Here is a 20,861-nt window from a genome sequence, read left to right as displayed (position 1 = left end):
GGATGATTTACTGAATGACAGCAAAAACCCGCGCATTAGCCGCGGATGAGGCCGAAATGTCAGCAAATTCAACAATTATGTGCAACTTCGCGGGGATTCTACCAAACTTTTAAGGCCGATTCGTGACGTAGCGGCCCTAAATATCCATGCAGCGTGGACATCTGGAAGAATTTTTTGACTTGCGGCAAGCCTCGTGCAAGGTTTGCCTACCAGAATGACTGAAAAGATTAGACAAAAAATCAATCAGCCTTAAGGCCTATGAACAATACCAGGAGACAAACATGCAAAGAACCCGGGATTTCCACTATCGCTCGGTTCATGACCGCGACGCGTTCTGGCGCGAAGAGGCCACCCGCATTCACTGGGAAACGCCATTTGACAGTGTGCTGGACTTCTCGCGTCCGCCCTTCGCCAGGTGGTTCGTTGGCGGGCGCACCAACCTGTGCCACAACGCGGTAGACCGCTGGCTGCCCACGCAGGCGGACAAGCCGGCCCTCATCTGGGTGTCCACGGAAGTGGATCGCGAACGGGTCTATACGCGGCAGGACGTCTTTGAAGAAGTGAACGCCGCCGCCGCCATGCTGCGCGAACTGGGGGTGGGACGCGGCGACCGGGTCCTGCTTTACATGCCCATGGTGCCCGAAGCGGTGTTCACGATGCTGGCGTGCGCCCGGATCGGCGCGGTCCACTCGGTGGTGTTCGGCGGGTTTGCATCCGTTAACCTCGCGCAGCGCATCGACGACGCCGCGCCCAAGGTGGTGGTGTGCACGGACGGCGGCTCGCGCGCCGGCAAGGTCGTGCCGTACAAGCCGCTGCTGGACCGTGCGTTGGGCCTGGCCAAGTCGCCGCCCGCGTCGGTGGTGGTGTTCGATCGCGGCCTGGCGCCGTTCGAGCCGGTGGCCGGGCGCGACCTGGACTACGCGACGCTGCGCGAACGCCACCGCGGCGCCCGGGTGCCTGTCGCATGGCTGGAATCCTCCGAGCCCAGCTACATCCTCTACACCTCCGGCACCACCGGCCGTCCCAAGGGCGTGCAGCGCGACACAGGCGGCTATGCCGTCGCGCTGGCCTCGTCGATGGAGTACCTGTTCGACGGCCGCCCCGGCGACACCTATTTCTGCACCAGCGACATCGGCTGGGTAGTGGGGCATTCCTACATTGTCTACGGGCCGCTCATCGGCGGACAGTCGACCATCCTGTACGAAGGGACGCCCGTCCGCCCGGATGGCGCGATCCTCTGGAAGCTGGTCGAGCAGTACGGCGTGAATACGCTCTTCTCGGCGCCCACGGCCGTGCGCGTGCTCAAACGCCAGGATCCCGCGCTGCTCAAGCGGCACGACCTGTCCACCCTGCGCGCTGTCTACCTGGCCGGGGAGCCGCTTGACGAGCCGACCGCGCAATGGATCTCCGAAGGGCTGGGCAAGCCCATCATCGACAACTACTGGCAGACGGAATCGGGCTGGCCAATCCTGTCGGCGCAACCCGGCATCGAAAAAGTCCCCACCCGGTTCGGCAGCCCCTCGTTCCCCGTCTACGGCTTTGACGCGCGCATCGTCAGCGAGTCCACCGGCGAAGACCTGGGCCCCGAGCAGAAGGGCGTGGTGGCCATCGTGCCGCCGCTGCCGCCCGGCGCCATGTCCACCATCTGGGGCGACGACGCGCGCTTCGTCGAGACCTATTTCACGTCGATTCCGGGCCGGCAGGTGTATTCGACCTTCGACTGGGGGCGGGTGGATGCCGACGGCTACTGGTTCATCCTGGGCCGCACGGACGACGTGATCAACGTGGCGGGACACCGGTTGGGCACGCGCGAAATCGAGGAATCCGTCAACAGCCACAGCGGCATTGCCGAATGCGCGGTGGTGGGGGTGTCCGATCCGCTGAAGGGGCAGGTCGCCATGGCATTTGCCGTGCTGAAGAATCCCGCCGGCGCCGACACGCCGGAAGCGGCAAAGCAGCTGGAAGGCGATATCATGCGCCTGGTGGAAGAACAGCTTGGGGCGGTGGCAAGGCCGGCCAGGATCCGGTTCGTGGGCGCGCTGCCCAAGACCCGTTCCGGCAAGGTGCTGCGCCGCGCGATCGTCGCGGTATGCGAGTCGCGCGATCCCGGCGACCTGACCACCATGGAAGACCCTAACGCCCTCGAACAGATCAAGGAGTCACTGCAATGAAAACCAAACCCGTGCTGAGCGCCGACGACGTCAAAAAGATCCTGGCCGCGGCCGAAGCACACGCCTTGCAGAACAAGTGGGCCGTCACCATCGCCGTGACCGACGATGGCGGCCATCTGCTGGGCATGCTGCGGCTGGACGATGCGGCTCCCATCTCGTCGCACATCGCGCCGGCCAAGGCCAAGACGGCCGCGCTGGGCCGCCGCGAATCGCGCATCTACGAAGAACTCATCAACAACGGCCGCTACTCGTTCCTGTCGGCGCCCCTGATCGAAGGCATGCTCGAGGGCGGCGTTCCTGTCAGCGCCGACGGCCAGGTCATCGGCGCGGTGGGCGTCTCGGGCGTGAAGTCGACCGAAGACGTGCAGATTGCACAAGCAGGCATCGCCGCGCTGGGCCTATGAGCCAGGCGCAGCCGCCGGAAACGCCGGCCGGCGTTTCCGCGCAGGAACCCCGGGGGGCGGGCGACGGTCCGCTCAACCCGGGCGTCACCCGGCGCGAAGTCCTGGCCTGGGCCATGTACGACTTCGCGAACTCCGGCTACACCACCGTGATCCTCACGGCGGTATTCAGCACCTATTTCGTCGGCGTGGTGGGCGGCCGCGCCTCGTGGGCCACGCTGGCCTGGACGGCGGCGCTGTCGCTGTCGTACCTGCTCATCATGCTGACCATGCCCACGCTGGGCGCGCGCGCCGATGCGCGGGCCAGCAAGCGGCGGCTGCTCTACACCAGCACGATCGGCTGCGTGGCCGCCACGCTGGTGCTCACGCAGGCTGGGCCGGGAGACGTATGGCTCGCGCTGGCCGCCATTGTCGTGTCCAACTACTGCTATTGCGTCGGCGAGTCCGTGGTCGCCGCCTTCCTGCCCGAACTCGCCCGGCCGCAGGCGCTGGGCCGCGTGTCGGGCTGGGGCTGGAGCTTCGGCTATTGCGGCGGCATGCTGACGCTGGGCCTGTCGCTCGTCGTGGTGACGCTGGCCGAGGCCCGCGGCGCCACCGCCGAAGAATTCGTGCCGTGGGTGATCGTGGTCACGGCGTCTGTCTTTGCGCTGGCTGCGCTGCCGTCGTTCTTCCTGCTGCGCGAGCGCGCGCGGCCACAGCCGGGCAATCCGGCCGCGCTGCACATGCTCAGGCGGCTGGCGTACGCGTGGCGTGAAACGGGCCTGCACTTTCCGGAATTCCGCCGCCTCTTGATGTGCATTGCCTGCTACCAGGCCGGGATCTCCGTGGTGATCACGCTGGCGGCCGTGTATGCGTCCGAAGTTATGGGCTTCACCACGCCGCAGATCATGCTGCTGGTGTTCACGGTGAACATCGGCGCGGCGGCGGGGGCGTTTTCGTTCGGCTACGTGCAGGACCGCATCGGCCACAAACCGGCGCTGGCCATCACGCTGGCCGGGTGGATCGTGATGGTGCTGGTGGCCTACTCGGCCGTGACCGCACCCGTGTTCTGGGTGGCGGCCGCGCTGGCCGGACTGTGCATGGGCACCACGCAAAGCGCGGGCCGCGCCATGACCGGCGCCTTGGCGCCTGCAGGCCGGCTGGCCGAGTTCTATTCGCTGTGGACCTTTGCGGTGCAGCTTGCCGCCGTGATCGGTCCGCTGACGTACGGGCTGGTGACGTGGGGCACGGACGGCAATCACCGCCTGGCCATCCTCGTCACAGGATTGTTCTTCGTCGGAGGACTGGCCCTGTTGTCGCGGGTGGACATGAAACGCGGCCTCGCCCGGCAGACCGGCTGAATGCCGTATTCGTCAAGCCTGATGCGGCTGCTATCCTTATGGACTGCCTTGCGCCGGCGCGTTTCGATGCGGCGGCGCATGCTGATTGCTTGGCATTGTTGGCGCGCCGCGTGACGGCGCGTCGTTGGCTTGTGGATGCTGCCCGGTTGGCGCCTTGGGGCGTCTTCCTGCCCAGATCCGGCGCAGACGCATCGCCTTGGGCCTCGTCAATCTGCGGGCTCTGGCCCGCATTTTGCGTAAGGTGCCCGTAAGAGCGCGGCGATACGGTTGCAGGTGGGTAATAAAAAAGCAGCATAAACAACAGAATCACCGTTTGGAGACAAGATCATGTCGAACGCTATTCAGTCCGTCCTGGTGGAAAACCGCGTGTTTCCGCCGCCCGAGCGCGCCGCGCAGGGCGCCGCGATTCCCAGCATGGACGCCTACAACGCGCTGTGCGCGCAGGTCGAGAACGACTTCGACGGATTCTGGGCCGGCCAGGCCCGCGACAATCTGCAATGGACCAAGCCGTTCACGCAGGTCCTGGACGAATCCGACGCGCCTTTCTACCGCTGGTTCGGCGATGGCGAACTGAACGTCTCGGCCAACTGCCTGGACGTCCACCTGACCAACGGCAACGCCGACAAGACCGCCATCATCTTCGAATCCGACGACGGCAAGGTCAACAAGGTGACCTACCGTGAACTGCTGGCGCGCGTGTGCCGCTTCGCCAACGGGCTGGCGGCGCTGGGCTACAAGAAGGGCGACCGCGCCATCATCTACATGCCCATGTCCATCGAAGCCGTGGTGGCCATGCAGGCCTGCGCGCGCCTGGGGGTGACGCACTCGGTGGTGTTCGGCGGCTTCTCGGCCAAGAGCCTGCAGGAGCGCATCGTCGACGTGGGCGCCTCGCTCATCATCACCGCCGACGAGCAGGTGCGCGGCGGCAAGACCATCCCGCTCAAGCCCGCCGTCGAAGAGGCCATCGCCATGGGCGGCTGCGAGGCCGTCAAGAAGGTCGTCGTGTACCGCCGCACGGGCGGCAAGGTGCAATGGAACGACAGCCGCGACCTCTGGATGCACGAGGTCGAGGACGGCCAGCCCGACACCTGCGAGCCGGTTCCGGTCAATGCCGAGCACCCGCTCTTCATCCTGTACACCTCCGGTTCGACCGGCAAGCCCAAGGGCGTGCAGCATTCGTCCGCCGGCTACCTGTTGTGGGCGCTGCTGACGGTCAAATGGACCTTCGACGCGCGCAAGGACGACGTCTACTGGTGCACCGCGGACGTGGGTTGGGTCACCGGCCACACGTACATCACGTACGGTCCGCTGGCCGCCGGCCTGACGCAGATCGTCTTTGAAGGCGTGCCCACCTATCCGAACGCCGGTCGCTTCTGGGACATGATCGCGCGCCACAAGGTCACCACGTTCTACACCGCGCCCACCGCGATCCGTTCGCTGATCAAGGCTGCCGAGGCCACGCCGGAAGCGCACCCCAAGAACTTCGACCTGGACTCGTTGCGCATCATCGGCACGGTGGGTGAGCCCATCAATCCCGAGGCGTGGATCTGGTATCACAAGAACGTGGGCCGCGAACGCTGCCCCATCGTGGACACCTGGTGGCAGACCGAGACCGGCGGCCACATGATCACGCCGCTGCCGGGCGCCACGCCCACCAAGCCGGGCTCGTGCACGCTGCCCCTGCCGGGCATTGCCGCGGCCATCGTCGATGAAACCGGCGGCGACGTCGAAAAGGGCAATGGCGGATTCCTGGTCATCAAGCGTCCGTGGCCCGCCATGATCCGCAACATCTGGGGCGACCCGGAGCGCTTCAAGAAAAGCTACTTCCCGCCTGAACTGCGCGGCTATTACCTGGCGGGCGATGGCGCGCAGCGCGATGCGGACGGCTACTTCTGGATCATGGGCCGCATCGACGACGTGCTGAACGTGTCGGGCCACCGCCTGGGCACGATGGAAGTCGAATCGGCGCTCGTGGCGCACGAAATGGTGGCCGAGGCCGCCGTCGTGGGCCGTCCCGACGACACGACCGGCGAGGCCGTGGTGGCCTTCGTGGTGCTCAAGCGTTCGCGTCCGGAGGGCGAGGAGGCTCAGGCCATCGCCAAGCAATTGCGCGACTGGGTGGCCCGCGAGATCGGCCCCATCGCCAAGCCCAAGGACATCCGCTTTGGCGACAACCTGCCCAAGACGCGTTCGGGCAAGATCATGCGCCGCCTCTTGCGCGTGGTAGCCAAGGGCGAGGAAGTGACGCAGGACGTCTCGACGCTGGAGAACCCCGCCATCCTGGAGCAGCTCTCCAAGCCGCTCTAAACGCATCGGGCCGGATCCCACCGGCCATTAGCATCGCGACAGGCGCATAATGAAGACGCCCGTGCCGGCATGTTGCGGCACGGGCGTCTTCATTCCTGATCGCCAGATCCCCACGCATGGAGCCACACCCGTGAGCAGCAGTTTCGATCGCGCAGGGCTTGCCCTGATGTTCAGCACCATCCTGGTCTGGGCCGGTAGCTGGATCGCGATGAAGCTGATCGTCCCCTACATCGGCCCCTTCGACTTCGTGGCGCTGCGCTACGTGGTGGGCAGCCTGGTGCTCTTCGCGCTGGCGATCGCAACGCGCCGGCCGCTGTCGATGCCGCCGTGGAAACTGACCCTCTTGATCGGCCTGACGCAGACCGCGGGATTCCAGGGCTTCGTGCAGACCGCGCTGGTGGACGGCGGGGTGGGCAAGGTGTCGCTCATGGCCTACACCATGCCGTTCTGGGTGGTGCTGTTTGCCTGGTGGCTGCTGGGCGAGCGGCCCACTGCCCGGCACGCGGCCGGCATCGCGCTGGCTGCTGTCGGCCTGGTCTGTTTCGTCGAGCCCTGGAACGGCCTGGGCGACATCCGGCCCGTGCTGCTGGGCCTGGGCAGCGGCCTGTGCTGGGGCGTGGGCACGGTGTTGTCCAAGCGCATGTTCGACCGCCATGCGCCGGATGTGATGACGTTCACCGCCTGGCAGATGCTGTTCGGCGGCCTGGTCATGACACCAGTGGCCTGGCTGGTGCCGCAGATGACCGCCCAATGGGGTTGGCAGCTTTGGGCCGGCATGACATACATTGTGCTGATCGCCACCGCGGCAGGCTGGCTGCTGTGGCTGCAGGTCGTGCGCCGCGTGCCCGCGTCGATCGCCGGCCTGTCCAGCCTCGGTGTGCCGGTTGTGGCCATGCTGCTGGCCTGGGCGTTCCTGTCCGAGCGGCCCACGCCGGTCGAGCTGGGCGGCATGGTGCTGATCCTGGCGGGCATTTTTGTCGTCAGCCGCGCGGCGCCGGCAGCGAAAGCCGATTGACCCTTCCGAATTCCCGTTTCCCTGTTTTCCTGGAACCTTCATGATTGATCTGCGTAGCGATACCGTCACCCGCCCCGGCGCCGCCATGTTGCAGGCGATGGCCACTGCCCCCGTGGGCGACGACGTGATGGGCGACGACCCCACCGTGATCCGCCTGCAAAAAACCCTGGCCGAGCGCACCGGCAAGGCTGCCGGCCTGTTCTTTCCGTCGGGCACGCAAAGCAACCTGGCCGCGCTCATGGCGCATTGCGAGCGGGGCGACGAGTATCTGGTCGGCCAACTGGCGCACACCTACAAATACGAAGGCGGCGGCGCGGCGGTGCTGGGCAGCATCCAGCCGCAACCCATCGAGCACGCGCCCGACGGATCGCTGCCGCTGGAAAAGCTGGCCGCGGCCGTCAAGCCCAAAGGCGATCCGCACTTTGCGCGCACGCGTCTGCTGGCGCTGGAGAACACCTTTCACGGCAAGCTGATCCCGGCCGCCTACATCCAGGCCGCCACGTCGTGGGCGCGCGAGCAAGGGCTTGGCACGCACCTGGACGGCGCGCGCGTGTTCAATGCGGCGGTCGCAAGCGGCAAGCCCGTGGCTGAGCTTTGCGCGCCCTTCGATACGGTGTCCATCTGCTTTTCCAAGGGATTGGGCGCGCCGATCGGGTCTGTGCTGGTCGGCAGCAAGGAACTGATCGAACGCGCCCATCGCTGGCGCAAGATGCTGGGCGGCGGGCTGCGCCAGGCGGGCGTGCTGGCTGCCGCGTGCCTGTACGCGCTGGAGCACAACGTGCAACGGCTGGCCCAGGATCACGACAATGCGCGCCTGTTGGCCGAAGGCCTGCGCGCCATCCCGGGCGTGGACGTGCTGAGCCAGGACACCAACATGGTGTTCGCGCGGTTCGAGCCGTCGCGCTGCGACGCGCTGACCGAAGCGCTGGGCAAGGAAGGCATCCTGATGCGCGCCGTCTACGGCGGTCCGACCCGCCTGGTGACGCACCTGGACGTGTCGGCCGAGGACGTGCGGCGCGTGGTCGAGACGGTGGGCCGTCTGCTGCGGTAGGCGGTCGGGGGCAAAGGGATGGCGTCCCGGCAGTATTTAGCCGTGGCGCTGGCGGCTGTCGGCGGGCGCCTCGTCCCGCTCCTGCATGCCGTAGTCGCGCAGCACCTGCGCAACGCGCAGGCGGTAGTTCTGAAACACCCCGCCGCGCCCGGCCTGCTGGGCGCGACGGTGCGATTCCAGCGAGCGCCAGCGCTTGACTGCCGCCTCGTCGCGCCAGAATGACAGCGACAGCAGCTTGCCTGGCGTGGACAGGCTCTGAAAGCGTTCGACGGAAATGAATCCGTCCACGGTGCGCAGTTCATCGATCAGGCCGGCGGCGATGTCCAGGTATGGGACGGGGTCGCCATGGGCGGGCTCGACTTCGAATATCACGGCAATCATCGGTTGTGGTCCTCGGGAAAATCAAATTGGGGCACGCGGGCGTTGGGCCGCGGACGATAGCGAAAGCGCGCCGCCAGCGCGGCAGTGTCCATGCCCTGCCGCAACACGTGCAGCAGCGCATCGGCTGCATGGCGTCGCGCCAGCGACGCGCCCGGGCAGGCATGGCGGTGCGCGCCAAAGATCCATCCCGCCTCGGGTTCGATCATGGCGGCGGCGGCGAGCACCAGCAGGACGGTCTGGCCGGCTTCGATGCGCTGTCCGCCAACATCAAGCGGCGCGGCCATGAACCGCCGCGTGTTGTGCACGGGCGGATCGCGGCGCACGGTGTCGTCGATCAGGCACAGGGCATCCTCGCGTGTCTGCACGCACGCCGCGCCGCGCCGGCCGGCCATGATGAGCGCATTGCCCAGCAGTCCCGCGCCCGCTTCGCAAGATTGGAACAGCAGGCCCGCCAGGTTGGCGGCCAGCTGTTCGGGCGCGATGCCCGCTTGCAGCGCGTCTGCATGCAATGCGCTTAGCGCCGGTGAGGCCTCGGGTCCCGCCAGATGTGCCTGCATGCGGGCTTGCAGGCGCGCGGCGGCGGCGTGGCCCGCCGAGGTCCGGTCTGCGCCCGCATCGGCGGGCAGGGCGGAAAGGAAAGCGGCGATATCGGCCGCGCAATCCGCATGGACGGCTTTGGATAGTCCCAGGAACGCCGCCTGCGCGTGCACGGGGGCCGTGTACAGATAGCGGTCGACGGCGGCGGGGTCGCGCGGCGCGGCGGCCAGCCAATCCTGCGAGGCCAGGACGGCTGGTTGCTGCGGCAGGCGGGGCGATGGTCCGTCGTGATGCGCTTTCAACTGTTCCGACGCCCGGCGCGCGATGAACGCCGTCAGCAACGGCTTCAGGCGCGCATGCGCCGCGCCGTCGTTCATGCGCACGAACCGGCCGAACAGGTCTCCTGCAGGACCTGGGCACAAGCCGCGCGGCACGGGCTCATCCGCGGGACGCACCTGTGCGCCGGGATGCCGCAGGATGGTCGCGATGGTGTCGGGATGCGAGGCGATCCACATGCCCAGTGCCGTATCCCGGTACAGCGGACGCTTGCGCGTCAGCTCGGCATAGTAGGGATACGGATCGGGGTGTGTGATGGCGGCCAGGGGGTGGGCGGGCGGCATGGTGACGGCGGGCAGTGGAGACGGCCACCAGTATCCGCCCGCGCCGTCGGCAACGATTCGGCGAGGGCCGAACTATGCCTGCGAAGCGCCGTCCTCAGCCAGCAGGGCGGCGTAGCCTTGACGCGAGTCCGGCCATTGCAGCGACAGGCCGCTGGCGCGCAACCGGGCATTGCTGAGCTTCTTGCTGCCCACGTTGGCCGGCGCGGGCGCCTCGCGCGGCGCGGGGGCGCCAATCAGCGCGGCCAGTTCGGCATACAGCGTGTGCAGCGGCAGGGGCGTGTCGTCGCAGCCCACGTACACCGGCGCGACCTGCGGCAGCAGCGCCAGATGCACCACCGCGGCTGCCGCGTCGTCGATGTGGATGCGGTTGGCCCAATGTTCGGGCTGGACCGGCGCGCCGGCCGCGCCGCTGCGCAGCCGCTCGATGAGCTGCATGCGGCCGGGCCCATACAGGCCCGCCAGCCGCAATGCCGTTGACGAGACCGGCTGCGCCGCCAGCGCAGCTTCGGCTTCGAGCAGCACGCGGCCGTTGAAGCCTTGCGGAGCGGGCGGCGTGTCCTCGTCCACCCAGGCGCCATGATGCTCGCCATACACCGCGCTGGACGAGACGAACACGATGCGCTTGAGCTGCGATCGATCCAGCGCGTTCAGCACGTTAGCCAGCCCATCGACGAACACGCCGCGGTAGGCTTGCGGATCGCGCGCGCCGGGCGAGGGCAGGTGGATGAGCCGGGTCACGCCTTGCGGCAGCGCGTTCAGCGTGTCGGGGCGGGTGATGTCGCCCTGCAGCCACTGGATGCCGCTTGTGTCGCCGGCGGGGGGATGGCGGCGCAGGGCATGGACCTCGTCGCCGCGCGCCAGAAAGCGTTGCGCCGCGCGCTGGCCCAGGTCGCCGCAGCCGATGAGAAGTACGCGTTCGCGCATGGTGTCGCTCCAGGCAGTCGGAAAAAAGGCGCCCCGCGGGGCGCCTTTCGGGTGGGCGCAATGCGCCCGGGGTATCACATGCCGCTGTAGACCGGCCCTTCGCCGCCTTGCGGCGCCACCCAGACGATGTTCTGCGTGGGGTCCTTGATGTCGCAGGTCTTGCAATGCACACAGTTCTGCGCGTTGATCTGCAGACGGTCGTCGCCGTGGTCGTCCTTGACGAACTCGTACACGCCGGCCGGACAATAGCGCGACTCGGGACCGCCGTACTTGGCCAGGTTCACCTTCACCGGCACGGACGGATCCTTGAGGGTCAGGTGGACGGGTTCGTTCTCGTCGTGGTTGGTGTTGGAGATGAACACCGAACTCAGCTTGTCGAACGTGAGCTTGCCGTCGGGCTTGGGATAGTCGATACGCGCGCATTGCGACGCGGGCTGCAGACAGGCGTGGTCGGGCTTGTTATGGCGCAGCGTCCAGGGCATCTTGCCCTTGAGCAGCAGTTGCTCGATGCCGGTCATCAGCGTGGCGACCGTGCGGCCCTTCTTGAACCACTGCTTGAAATTGCGCGCCTTGTTCAATTCCGCGTGCAGCCACGAGGCCTCGAAGGCCTTGGGGTATGCGGTCAGTTCGTCCTGGCGGCGGTCCGCAACCAGGGCGTCGAACGCGGCCTCGGCGGCCAGCTTGCCCGACTTGATGGCGGCGTGGCTGCCCTTGATGCGCGAGGCATTCAGGAAACCAGCTTCGCAGCCGACCAGCACGCCGCCCGGGAACGTGAGCTTGGGCAGCGCCAGCAGGCCGCCCGCCGTGATGGCGCGGGCGCCGTAGGCGATGCGCTTGCCGCCTTCGAACGTGCCGCGGATGGCGGGGTGCGTCTTGTAGCGCTGGAACTCATCGAAGGGCGACAGCCACGGATTGGCGTAATCCAGGCCGACGATCATGCCCACGGCGACGAGGTTGTTGTCCAGGTGATAGAGGAAAGAGCCGCCGTACGTGTCCGAATCCAGCGGCCAGCCGGCAGTGTGGATCACCAGGCCGGGCTTGGACTGGGCCGGATCGACTTCCCACATTTCCTTGATGCCGATGCCGTACGACTGCGGATTGCGGCCGTCATCCAGCTTGAAGCGCTCGATGAGCTGGCGGCCGAGCTGGCCGCGCGAGCCTTCGCTGAACACGGTGTAGCGGGCGTGCAATTCCATGCCCGGCTGATAGTGGTCGGTGTGGCTGCCGTCGCGTGCCACGCCCATGTCGCCCGTGGCCACGCCGCGGACGGCGCCGTTCTCGTCGTACAGCACTTCGACGGCCGCAAAGCCGGGGAAGATGTCCACGCCCAGCGCTTCGGCCTGCTCGCCCATCCACTTGACGACGTCGCCCAGTCGGACGATGTAGTTGCCTTCGTTGTGAAAGCAGGGGGGCAGCAGCCAGTTGGGCGTGGCGCGCGCGCCGGTCTCGGACAGGAACAGGAACTTGTCCTGCGTGACGGCCACGTTCAGCGGCGCGCCCTTTTCCTTCCAGTCGGGAATGAGCTCGGTCAGCGCCAGCGGGTCCATCACGGCGCCGGACAGGATGTGCGCGCCCAGTTCCGCACCCTTCTCAAGTACGCAGACGCCAATCTCCTGATTCTTCTCAGCGGCCAGCTGCTTCAGACGGATTGCTGTGGCCAGGCCGGCGGGACCACCGCCAACCACGACCACGTCATATTCCATCGACTCGCGTTCAGACATTTGCAAAGCTCCCCGTATGTATTCCATATATGGCTGGAAGTATTATCGGCGATTGTATTGCAGGCGAGGGTCCTGTATGCCTTCGCATTTCTTTCAGCCTTCAGGAGTTATTGGTGAACCCGGACAATCTGTCTGCGCGGCTGCTATCGGTGGGCGACACCCATCAGCTCGAATTGCCTTTGCGCTGGGGCGATTCAGACGCCTTGAACCATCTGAACAACACGCTGTATTTCCGCCTCATGGAAGAGGCCCGCATGCAGATTCTGTATAACGCGGGCTTCAAGCTGCCGGCCGACGATGGCGCGATCCTGGCGCATGCGTCGTGCGATTTCCTGCGTCCGCTGACCTATCCTGCCACCGTGCGCGTGACGCACAAGGTAACGCGCATCGGCCGCTCCAGCGCCGAATTCGAACTGCTGCTCGAGAAGGTCGGCGACGACGCAGGCCCCTATGCGCGCGGCCGCAATGTGCTGGTCTGGATGGATTACGTGGCCAATGCGTCCGCACCGTGGCCGCCCGAAGTCCTGGCGCAGATGGCCACGCAGTTCACGCCGGCTGAGTAAGCGCGCGCGGCCGCGGGCCGCGCACCGGCCAAAATAGCGCGTGCTTTGGCCGGTCATGCCGGTAAAATCTAGCGCAAAATCAGAAAAGCAATGAGGGCGCGCCACCCTCGGCGCCGCCGCTTCACGGAAATCGGGCCTCGCCGCGATGCCCGGGTAGCGGGCGCCAACAGCCGCGCCCCAAGGAACGACTGGGCTTGTCCCGATTCCCCAATTTTTCCGGGACCCGTGCGCGGGTAGCGGCGGGGCGGGCTCACTTTGGTTAGACCTTAACTAGGAGTTGGAGCGATGGACAAGGTTTATGCAAGCGCCCAGGAGGCGCTGGCAGGCATCGTCAAGGACGGTCAGATGATCGCCGTGGGCGGTTTCGGCCTGTGCGGTATTCCCGAGGCGCTGATCGCCGCGCTGCGCGATTCGGGCGTCAAGGATCTCACCTGCATCAGCAACAACGCGGGCGTCGATGGGTTTGGCCTGGGCCAGTTGCTCAACACGCGCCAGGTGCGCAAGATGATCGCGTCCTATGTGGGCGAGAACAAGGAATTCGAACGCCAATACCTGTCGGGCGAACTCGAGCTTGAATTCACGCCGCAGGGCACGCTGGCCGAAAAGCTGCGTGCCGGCGGCGCTGGCATTCCGGCGTTCTTCACCCGGACCGGCGTGGGCACCATCGTGGCCGAGGGCAAGGAAATCCGTGAGTTCGACGGCCAGCAGTACGTGATGGAACGCTCGCTGGTGCCGGACGTGTCGCTGGTCAAGGCGCACATCGCCGACCGCAGCGGCAACCTGGTGTTTCGCAAGACGGCCCGCAATTTCAATCCGAACGTCGCCATGGCGGGCAAGTTCACGGTGGTCGAAGTCGAGGAAATCGTCGACACCGGCAGCCTGGACCCGGATCAGATCCACCTGCCCGGCATCTATGTGCAACGGATCGTGCTGAACGCCACGCCCGAAAAGCGCATCGAACAACGCACCACTCGCCCGGCCTAAGGAGAAGACGACATGGCATGGTCCCGCGATGAAATGGCGGCGCGCGCCGCGCGCGAGCTGCAAGACGGCTTTTATGTGAACCTGGGCATCGGCCTGCCCACGCTGGTTGCCAACCACGTCCCCGCGGGCGTGGAAGTGTGGCTCCAATCCGAAAACGGCCTGCTGGGCATCGGCCCGTTCCCCACCGACGATCAGGTCGACGCAGACCTCATCAACGCCGGCAAGCAGACCGTCACGACGCTGCCCGGCTCCTCGATCTTCTCGTCGGCCGACTCGTTCGCGATGATCCGCGGCGGCAAGATCAACCTGGCGATCCTGGGCGCGATGCAGGTCTCCGAGAAGGGCGATCTGGCCAACTGGATGATCCCGGGCAAGATGGTCAAGGGCATGGGCGGCGCGATGGACCTGGTGGCCGGCGTCGGCCGCGTGGTCGTGCTGATGGAACACGTGGCCAAGAAAAAGGACGGCACCGAGGACATCAAGCTGCTGCCCGAGTGCAACCTGCCGCTGACCGGTGTGGGTGTGGTCGATCTCATCATCACCGACCTGGGGGTGATGGAAGTCACCGAAAACGGCCTGAAGCTGCTGGAAACGGCGCCCGGCGTGACGGTGGACGAGATCAAGTCCAAGACGGCGGCGAAGCTGGACGTGTCTGCGGTGCAGTAACGCTTGCTGAACGCCAGGCTGGTCAGGCCGGCTGATGATGCCGGCCGCCGGCAGCCAAAATCAAAGCGCCCGTTCAAGACGGGCGCTTTTTTTGTTCCTGCTTGACGCAGAGGAGGGCGCCGCGCGCTACGCCGTCTCCTGCAACAGCATCCCCACATGCGGGATGCCGTCTTCCATGTATTCCTCGGTGACCGGCACGAAGCCGTGGCCGCCGTAATAACCCTTCAATCGCGCCTGCGCGCCCAGGTACACCGGCTGATCCGGCCACAAACGCTGCACTTCTTCCTTGGCGCGGCGCATGAGTTCGTGGCCCAGGCCCGTGCCGCGGGCGGCGGGGGCGGTGATCACGCGGCCGATGACGGCGCGGCCGTCGTTCAGGGCCGGCTCCAGCAGGCGGCAATACGCCACCAGTTCGCCATCGTGCCAGGCCATCAGATGCTCGGTCTGCCCTTGCAGGTCCTTGCCGTCCATGTCGAGAAACACGCAGTTCTGTTCCACCACGAATACCTCCGAGCGCAGCCGCAGGATGGCGTAGAGCTCGTCAGGGGTCAGGTTTGCGTGGGGCTTGCAGGTCCAAACGGGCGTCATTCGGGTCATTCCAGATAGCGGGACAGAAATCAGGGCAACAAGCGTAACGCAAACCGGCCCCGATTTTCAGGCTCGATTGTTACATCTATTCACGGGTATACCCTTAGTATGAAAATCTATTTTCTTAACTAAAATTTGTGTGTAAACAGATTTACATAAACCCGCCGCCTGATTTCCACCACGCTGTTCGATGACCAAGTCCGCCATTACGATCGCTGATCGGATCGCCCGGGCCCAGCCCGCGCTGAGCCGGACCCAGCACAAGATGGCCGAGTACGTGCTGGCGCACCAGTTCCGCGTCGCCACCATGACCATCGATGAGTTCGCGGCGGCGGTGGGCGTGTCGGTCGCCACGGCCAACCGGTTTGCGCGCGCCCTGGACCTGCCGGGCTATCCGCAGTTCCGCGCCGAACTGGCCCGCGGCTTCGAAGCGGCGCTTGAGCCCGTCGAGAAGCTGCGCACCGAGCTGGCGCACTCGGCCAGCGCCGTCCAGATCTTTGCCGCAACCCTCGAAGAAGACATCCGCAACGCGCAGCGCAACCTGCAGGCGTTGGATTCCGCTGCCTGTGAACAGGCGGTCGACGCCATCCTGGCCGCCGAGCGCGTCTTCATCATCGGTTTCGGCGCCAGCGGGTTTCTCGCAGGCCTCTTGCAGCGCGGCCTGTGCATGCACCTGCATTCGGTCGAATCGCTGGCCGGTCCCGGCGGCGTGTCGCACGCGGCGCGTCAGATGTCGCGCATGACCAGCAACGATCTGGTGATCGCCATCGGTTTTCCGCGTTACCTGGCCGATACCGTGACGCTGGCCGGCGCGGCCAAGCAGGCCGGGGTGCCGGTGCTGGTGCTGACGGACAAGCCCACCTCGCCGCTGGCGCCCACGGCGTCCGTCGTGCTGTACGCCTTTTCGGCGCGCCAGCTCATTCCCAATTCCGAAACCGCCGCGTTGGGGCTCATTGAAGCCCTGTCCGCGGCGGTGGCCTATCGGGCCAAGAATTCCGTTGCGGCCGCCGCTGGGGTGACCCAGTCCGTGATGCCGTGGCTCATCCATGGAGTAGGTAAACGATGATTCAACCCGTGATTGCCATTCACGGTGGCGCCGGCGCGATGTCCCGCGCGGCCATGTCTGCCGAGAAAGAACAGGAATACCTCGCGGCGCTGGAGTCGATCCTGACCGCCGGCCAGGCCGTGCTGGCCAAGGGCGGCAGCGCCCTGGACGCCGTCACCGAGGCCGTGCGCCTGCTCGAAGATTGCCCCCTGTTCAACGCCGGCCACGGCGCTGTGTTCACCAGTGCCGGCACTCATGAACTGGACGCCGCCATCATGGACGGCGCCACGCTGCGTTCCGGCGCCATCGCCAACGTGAACCGCGTGCGCAATCCGATCTTTGCCGCGCGCAAGGTCATGGAAAACAGCAAGCACGTGTTCTTCGTGGGCGAGGGCGCTGAAGCGTTCGCCACCCAGGAAGGCGTGGAACTCGTCGACCCGTCGTACTTCTCGACCGAAGCCCGCCGCGAGCAGCTGCTGCGCGTGCAGCGCGAAACGCCGGACGCCGCCGTGCTGGATCACGACGGCCAGGCCATGGTCGCGCGCGGCCAGCCCGCGCCCGCCGATCCGCTGGACGCCGACAAGAAGTTCGGCACCGTGGGCGCAGTGGCCGTCGATGCGCAGGGCAACCTGGCCGCCGCCACCTCCACCGGCGGCATCACCAACAAGCAGGTCGGCCGTGTGGGCGATGCGCCTCTGATCGGGGCCGGCACCTATGCCAGCAACAAGACCTGCGCCGTGTCCACCACGGGCACGGGCGAAATGTTCATCCGCATGGTTGCCGCGTACGACGTGGCCGCCCAGATGGAATACTGCGGCGCCTCGCTGGAAGCGGCGGCGGACCGCGTCGTAATGGAAAAACTGCCCACCATCGGCGGCAAAGGCGGCCTGGTGGCCGTCGACGCCCAGGGCAATGTGGCCTTGCCGTTCAACACGGAAGGCATGTACCGGGGTTACGCCCGCGTAGGCGAGAAGCCGGTAACCGCCATCTACCGATGAGCGGCGGCGGTTTGGATCAGTAGGTTTATTTTGGGAATGAGAAGAGATGGTTGATCGCGCAAACAGCCTGGCGCTGCCGGATAACCGCGTGGTCCAGGTCGACGACCTGACGGTGCGCTTCGTGGGTTCCGAGCGCACGGTCGAAGCCGTGCGCAATCTGTCGTTTCATGTGGACCGGGGCGAGACCCTGGCCATCGTGGGCGAATCGGGTTCGGGCAAGTCAGTGACGTCGCTGGCGCTGATGCGTCTGGTGGAACATGGCGGTGGCCGCATCGCCCAGGGCTGCATGGCCTTGCGCCGGCGCAACGGCTCCGTGATCGACCTGGCCAATGCCAGCCAGCGCGTGATGCGCGATGTGCGCGGCGCCGACATGGCCATGATTTTCCAGGAGCCGATGACCTCCTTGAATCCGGTGTTCACGGCCGGCGACCAGATCGCCGAATCGATCCGCGAGCACCAGGGCATGGATGGCGCCTCGGCGCGCGCCGAAGCGCTGCGCATGCTGGAACAGGTCCGCATTCCCGAAGCCAAGTCGGTGCTGGACCGCTATCCCCATCAACTGTCGGGCGGCATGCGCCAGCGCGTCATGATCGCCATGGCGCTGGCCTGCAAGCCGGCGCTGCTGATCGCCGACGAACCGACCACCGCGCTGGACGTGACGATCCAGGCCCAGATCCTGCAGCTCATCCGTCAGCTTCAAGATGAAATGCACATGGGCGTGGTGTTCATCACCCACGACATGGGCGTGGTGGCCGAAGTGGCCGACCGCGTGCTGGTCATGTTCCGCGGCGACAAGGTCGAGGAAGGCCCGTCGGACCGCGTGTTTGCCGCGCCCCAGCACAGCTACACCAAGGCGCTGCTGTCGGCGGTGCCCAAGCTGGGCGCAATGCAGGGCACGGACCTGCCCGCGCGCTTCCCGCTGCTGCAGGTCGATGGCAAGGCCCAGCCCGTGGCCGAGGCCGGCGCCGTCAGCACGCAGGAAGTGCCCGCCGGCAAGCGCGAGCCCATCCTGAGCGTGCGCAACCTGGTGACGCGCTTTGACTTGCGCGGCGGCATCATGAGCCGCGTCCAGCGCCGCGTGCACGCCGTGGAAAAGGTCAGCTTCGATCTGTACCCGGGCGAGACCCTGTCGCTGGTCGGCGAGTCCGGTTGCGGCAAGTCCACGACCGGCCGCTCGCTGCTGCGCCTGGTGGAAAGCCAGGGCGGCGAAATCCGCTTCGGCGGCCGCGACATCGTGCGCCTGAAGAACAGCGAATTGCAGTCCCTGCGCCGCGACATCCAGTTCGTGTTCCAGGACCCATTCGCGTCGCTCGATCCGCGCGTGACCGTGGGCTTCTCGATCATGGAGCCGCTGCTGGTGCACGGCGTGGCCAAGGGAAAGGATGCCGAGCGCCGCGTCGCCGAACTGCTCGAGCGCGTGGGCATGCCGCCGGAAATGGCGCAGCGCTATCCGCACGAGTTCTCGGGCGGCCAGCGCCAGCGCATCTGCATTGCGCGCGCCCTGGCCCTGAATCCGAAGGTCGTGATCGCGGACGAATCCGTGTCGGCGCTGGACGTGTCGATCCAGGCGCAGATCGTGAACCTGCTGATCGACCTGCAGCGCGACATGGGCATCTCGTTCCTGTTCATCTCGCACGACATGGCCGTGGTCGAACGCGTCAGCCACCGCGTGGCGGTGATGTACCTGGGCCAGATCGTCGAGATCGGTCCGCGCCGCGCGATCTTCGAGAATCCCCAGCATCCCTACACCAAGAAGCTGATGTCGGCCGTGCCGATCGCCGATCCGGCGCGCCGTCACATGAAGCGCACCTTGCTGTCCGATGAAATCCCCAGCCCGATCCGCAAACTGAACGACGAACCGGTGGTGCAGCCGCTGGTGCAGGTCGGTACGGATCATTTTGTAGCCCGCCATCCCGTCGGCGGCGCGTATTGACTCAGTAGTTGACCTTTTTTTGGAACCAGGAGTTGCAATGATGAAAGTTCTGCGCCCCACCAAGCTGATGGCCGCTGCCGCGCTGGCCTTCGGCGTGCTCGCCGCGCCGATGGCCCATGCCGCCAAGGACGTGACGTTCGCCGTTTCCATCGCGCTGGAAACGCTTGATCCCTACAACACCAACAGCACGCTGAACCAGGCGGCTGGCAAGGCCTACTACGAAGGCCTGTTCGAGTTCGACAAGGACCTGAAGGTGCAGAAGGTCCTGGCGACCGACTACACGGTCAGCGAAGACGGCCTGGTCTACACGTTCAAGCTGCGTCCCGGCGTGAAGTTCCACGACGGCACCGACTTCAACGCCGAAGCGGTCAAGATCAACTTCGATCGTCCGGCCAACCCGGACAACCGCCTGTCGCGTTACATCCAGTTCAGCGTCATCGAGAAGACCGAAGTGGTCGATCCGATGACCGTCAAGATCACGCTGAAGAAGCCGTTCTCGGCCTTCATCAACGCGCTGGCCCACCCGGCCGCCATGATGATCTCGCCCGCTGCTCTGGCCAAGTACGGCAAGGAAATCGGCTTTCACCCGGTCGGCACGGGCCCGTTCGAATTCGTCGAATGGAAGCCGGCTGAATACCTGAAGGTCAAGAAGTTCGACGGTTACTGGAAGAAGGGCTACCCGAAGGTCGACACGCTGACCTTCCGCACCGTCACCGACAACAACACCCGCGCCGCCGTGGTGCAGACGGGTGAAGCGCACTTCGCCTTCCCGGTGCCGTTCGAGCAGGCCGCCGTGCTGAAGAAGAACGAAAAGCTGGACGTGGTCGATCACAAGAACTCGATCATGGCCCGCTACCTGTCGATGAACACGCAGCAAAAGCCTTTCGACAACGTCAAGGTGCGTGAAGCCATCAACTACGCCATCAACAAGGACGCCCTGGCCAAGGTCGCGTTCTCGGGCTACGCCACCGTCATCGACGGCGTCGTGCCGCAAGGCGTGGACTACGCGCACAAGATCGGCGCATGGCCCTACGACATCAAGAAGGCCAAGGCCCTGCTGGCCGAAGCCGGCTACCCCAACGGCTTCGAAAGCACGCTGTGGTCCGCCTATAACGACGGCACCTCGGTGAAGGTCGTTCAGTTCCTGCAGCAGCAGCTCGCCCAGGTCGGCATCAAGGTTTCCGTGGAAGTTCTGGAATCCGGCCAGCGCGTGCAGCGCGTCCAACAGGTGCAAAAGCCTGAAGACGCCAAGGTCCGCATGTACTACGCCGGCTGGTCGTCCTCGACCGGTGAAGCCGACTGGGGCCTGCGTCCGCTGCTGACCACCGCCGCGTTCCCGCCGGTGCTGAACAACGTGTCGTACTACTCGAACAAGTCGGTTGACGAAGGCGTCCAGCAAGCGCTGGCCACGACCGACCGCGAGAAGAAGACCGAGATCTACAAGAACGTTCAGGAAACCATCTGGAAGGACGCCCCGTGGGCCTTCCTGGTGACCCAGAACAACCTGTACGTCAAGTCGAAGAACCTGTCGGGCGTGTACGTGGAGCCGGACACCTCGTTCTGGTTCGGCGACATCGACCTGAAGCAGTAAACCAAGCAGTAACTCTCGGGGCCTT

The 20,861-nt window shown here is 65.9% G+C and carries 18 protein-coding genes; 13 read left to right on the top strand and 5 right to left on the bottom strand.

The genetic code is table 11. The features are described from left to right. The first annotated feature begins 242 nt into the window (after positions 1–242). From HV786_RS22370 to ltaE, 6 genes are all read left to right on the top strand, one after another. Positions 243–2,171 (top strand): propionate--CoA ligase, encoded by a 1,929-nt coding sequence (locus HV786_RS22370; protein ID WP_256387857.1) that lies wholly within the window; start codon positions 243–245, stop codon positions 2,169–2,171. Next, a complete protein-coding gene (locus tag HV786_RS22365; RefSeq protein WP_128827681.1) occupies positions 2,168–2,575 on the top strand; it encodes a GlcG/HbpS family heme-binding protein in 408 nt (135 codons plus the stop codon). Before HV786_RS22370 ends, HV786_RS22365 begins: the two co-directional genes overlap by 4 nt. Beyond that, entirely contained in the window at positions 2,572–3,912 is a 1,341-nt protein-coding gene (locus HV786_RS22360; protein WP_128827682.1) for an MFS transporter, read from the top strand. Before HV786_RS22365 ends, HV786_RS22360 begins: the two co-directional genes overlap by 4 nt. A 327-nt stretch (positions 3,913–4,239) precedes the next feature. Then, complete coding sequence (acs, locus tag HV786_RS22355; protein ID WP_128827683.1) at positions 4,240–6,219, top strand: acetate--CoA ligase; 1,980 nt, start codon at positions 4,240–4,242, stop codon at positions 6,217–6,219. A 130-nt stretch (positions 6,220–6,349) separates the two neighbouring features. Beyond that, positions 6,350–7,234 carry a DMT family transporter gene (locus HV786_RS22350; RefSeq protein WP_472924690.1) on the top strand — a complete coding sequence of 295 codons (885 nt, stop codon included), beginning with the start codon at positions 6,350–6,352 and terminating at the stop codon, positions 7,232–7,234. 40 nt (positions 7,235–7,274) lie between these two features. Continuing rightward, entirely contained in the window at positions 7,275–8,285 is a 1,011-nt protein-coding gene (gene ltaE / locus HV786_RS22345) for a low-specificity L-threonine aldolase (protein ID WP_128827684.1), read from the top strand. A gap of 36 nt (positions 8,286–8,321) precedes the next feature. Here ltaE and HV786_RS22340 read toward each other — a convergent pair whose 3' ends face one another. The 4 genes from HV786_RS22340 to HV786_RS22325 form a co-directional block, all read right to left on the bottom strand. Continuing rightward, positions 8,322–8,666 (bottom strand): antibiotic biosynthesis monooxygenase family protein, encoded by a 345-nt coding sequence (locus HV786_RS22340; RefSeq protein WP_128827685.1) that lies wholly within the window; start codon positions 8,664–8,666, stop codon positions 8,322–8,324. Next, positions 8,663–9,823, bottom strand: coding sequence for a cytochrome P450 (locus HV786_RS22335; RefSeq protein ID WP_175211880.1), 1,161 nt, complete (start codon positions 9,821–9,823; stop codon positions 8,663–8,665). Before HV786_RS22335 ends, HV786_RS22340 begins: the two co-directional genes overlap by 4 nt. Before the next feature lie 72 nt (positions 9,824–9,895). Then, positions 9,896–10,747 (bottom strand): NAD-dependent epimerase/dehydratase family protein, encoded by an 852-nt coding sequence (locus HV786_RS22330; RefSeq protein ID WP_175211879.1) that lies wholly within the window; start codon positions 10,745–10,747, stop codon positions 9,896–9,898. A 74-nt stretch (positions 10,748–10,821) separates the two neighbouring features. After that, positions 10,822–12,468, bottom strand: a complete 1,647-nt coding sequence (locus tag HV786_RS22325) for an electron transfer flavoprotein-ubiquinone oxidoreductase (RefSeq protein WP_056322006.1) — start codon at positions 12,466–12,468, stop codon at positions 10,822–10,824. A gap of 110 nt (positions 12,469–12,578) precedes the next feature. On the opposite strand from HV786_RS22325, the gene HV786_RS22320 reads away from it, so the two are divergent. From HV786_RS22320 to HV786_RS22310, 3 genes are all read left to right on the top strand, one after another. Beyond that, the gene (locus HV786_RS22320) at positions 12,579–13,031 is read left to right on the top strand and encodes an acyl-CoA thioesterase (RefSeq protein ID WP_128827686.1); all 453 of its coding nucleotides are present in this window, start codon (positions 12,579–12,581) and stop codon (positions 13,029–13,031) included. Between the two features lie 285 nt (positions 13,032–13,316). Beyond that, positions 13,317–14,015, top strand: coding sequence for a CoA transferase subunit A (locus HV786_RS22315; protein WP_056322011.1), 699 nt, complete (start codon positions 13,317–13,319; stop codon positions 14,013–14,015). A gap of 12 nt (positions 14,016–14,027) precedes the next feature. Beyond that, a complete protein-coding gene (locus HV786_RS22310) occupies positions 14,028–14,681 on the top strand; it encodes a CoA transferase subunit B (RefSeq protein ID WP_056322014.1) in 654 nt (217 codons plus the stop codon). 126 nt (positions 14,682–14,807) lie between these two features. Here the strand turns inward: HV786_RS22310 and HV786_RS22305 are convergent, their stop codons facing one another. Further along, positions 14,808–15,269, bottom strand: coding sequence for a GNAT family N-acetyltransferase (locus HV786_RS22305; protein WP_128827687.1), 462 nt, complete (start codon positions 15,267–15,269; stop codon positions 14,808–14,810). Between the two features lie 190 nt (positions 15,270–15,459). Between HV786_RS22305 and HV786_RS22300 the strand changes: the two genes are divergently transcribed. From HV786_RS22300 to gsiB, 4 genes are read left to right on the top strand one after another with little or no spacing between them, the layout of a single operon-like run. Beyond that, positions 15,460–16,335, top strand: coding sequence for a MurR/RpiR family transcriptional regulator (locus HV786_RS22300; protein WP_062840578.1), 876 nt, complete (start codon positions 15,460–15,462; stop codon positions 16,333–16,335). Further along, positions 16,332–17,312 carry an isoaspartyl peptidase/L-asparaginase family protein gene (locus HV786_RS22295; RefSeq protein ID WP_063955283.1) on the top strand — a complete coding sequence of 327 codons (981 nt, stop codon included), beginning with the start codon at positions 16,332–16,334 and terminating at the stop codon, positions 17,310–17,312. The genes HV786_RS22300 and HV786_RS22295 overlap by 4 nt, the downstream gene beginning before the upstream one ends. A gap of 46 nt (positions 17,313–17,358) precedes the next feature. Continuing rightward, positions 17,359–19,245: a dipeptide ABC transporter ATP-binding protein gene (locus HV786_RS22290; RefSeq protein WP_128827689.1), complete on the top strand. Its 1,887-nt coding sequence runs from the start codon at positions 17,359–17,361 to the stop codon at positions 19,243–19,245. A 37-nt stretch (positions 19,246–19,282) separates the two neighbouring features. Continuing rightward, positions 19,283–20,836: a glutathione ABC transporter substrate-binding protein GsiB gene (gsiB, locus tag HV786_RS22285; protein WP_063955287.1), complete on the top strand. Its 1,554-nt coding sequence runs from the start codon at positions 19,283–19,285 to the stop codon at positions 20,834–20,836. The last annotated feature ends 25 nt before the right edge of the window (positions 20,837–20,861 follow it).

The organism is Achromobacter mucicolens (assembly GCF_902859725.1).
Classification (GTDB): domain Bacteria; phylum Pseudomonadota; class Gammaproteobacteria; order Burkholderiales; family Burkholderiaceae_B; genus Achromobacter; species Achromobacter mucicolens.
Note: the sequence above shows the minus strand (reverse complement) of the source record. Positions and strands in the feature narration are given on the sequence as shown.

What these genes read in the sequence shown, in the direction of transcription:
- HV786_RS22365 (WP_128827681.1), top strand. Translation starts at nt 2,168, where the DNA reads ATGAAAACCAAACCCGTGCTGAGCGCCGACGACGTCAAAAAGATCCTG.
- HV786_RS22360 (WP_128827682.1), top strand. Translation starts at nt 2,572, where the DNA reads ATGAGCCAGGCGCAGCCGCCGGAAACGCCGGCCGGCGTTTCCGCGCAG.
- acs (WP_128827683.1), top strand. Translation starts at nt 4,240, where the DNA reads ATGTCGAACGCTATTCAGTCCGTCCTGGTGGAAAACCGCGTGTTTCCG.
- ltaE (WP_128827684.1), top strand. Translation starts at nt 7,275, where the DNA reads ATGATTGATCTGCGTAGCGATACCGTCACCCGCCCCGGCGCCGCCATG.
- HV786_RS22340 (WP_128827685.1), bottom strand. Translation starts at nt 8,666, where the DNA reads ATGATTGCCGTGATATTCGAAGTCGAGCCCGCCCATGGCGACCCCGTC.
- HV786_RS22335 (WP_175211880.1), bottom strand. Translation starts at nt 9,823, where the DNA reads ATGCCGCCCGCCCACCCCCTGGCCGCCATCACACACCCCGATCCGTAT.
- HV786_RS22330 (WP_175211879.1), bottom strand. Translation starts at nt 10,747, where the DNA reads ATGCGCGAACGCGTACTTCTCATCGGCTGCGGCGACCTGGGCCAGCGC.
- HV786_RS22325 (WP_056322006.1), bottom strand. Translation starts at nt 12,468, where the DNA reads ATGTCTGAACGCGAGTCGATGGAATATGACGTGGTCGTGGTTGGCGGT.
- HV786_RS22315 (WP_056322011.1), top strand. Translation starts at nt 13,317, where the DNA reads ATGGACAAGGTTTATGCAAGCGCCCAGGAGGCGCTGGCAGGCATCGTC.
- HV786_RS22310 (WP_056322014.1), top strand. Translation starts at nt 14,028, where the DNA reads ATGGCATGGTCCCGCGATGAAATGGCGGCGCGCGCCGCGCGCGAGCTG.
- HV786_RS22305 (WP_128827687.1), bottom strand. Translation starts at nt 15,269, where the DNA reads ATGACGCCCGTTTGGACCTGCAAGCCCCACGCAAACCTGACCCCTGAC.
- HV786_RS22300 (WP_062840578.1), top strand. Translation starts at nt 15,460, where the DNA reads ATGACCAAGTCCGCCATTACGATCGCTGATCGGATCGCCCGGGCCCAG.
- HV786_RS22295 (WP_063955283.1), top strand. Translation starts at nt 16,332, where the DNA reads ATGATTCAACCCGTGATTGCCATTCACGGTGGCGCCGGCGCGATGTCC.
- HV786_RS22290 (WP_128827689.1), top strand. Translation starts at nt 17,359, where the DNA reads ATGGTTGATCGCGCAAACAGCCTGGCGCTGCCGGATAACCGCGTGGTC.
- gsiB (WP_063955287.1), top strand. Translation starts at nt 19,283, where the DNA reads ATGATGAAAGTTCTGCGCCCCACCAAGCTGATGGCCGCTGCCGCGCTG.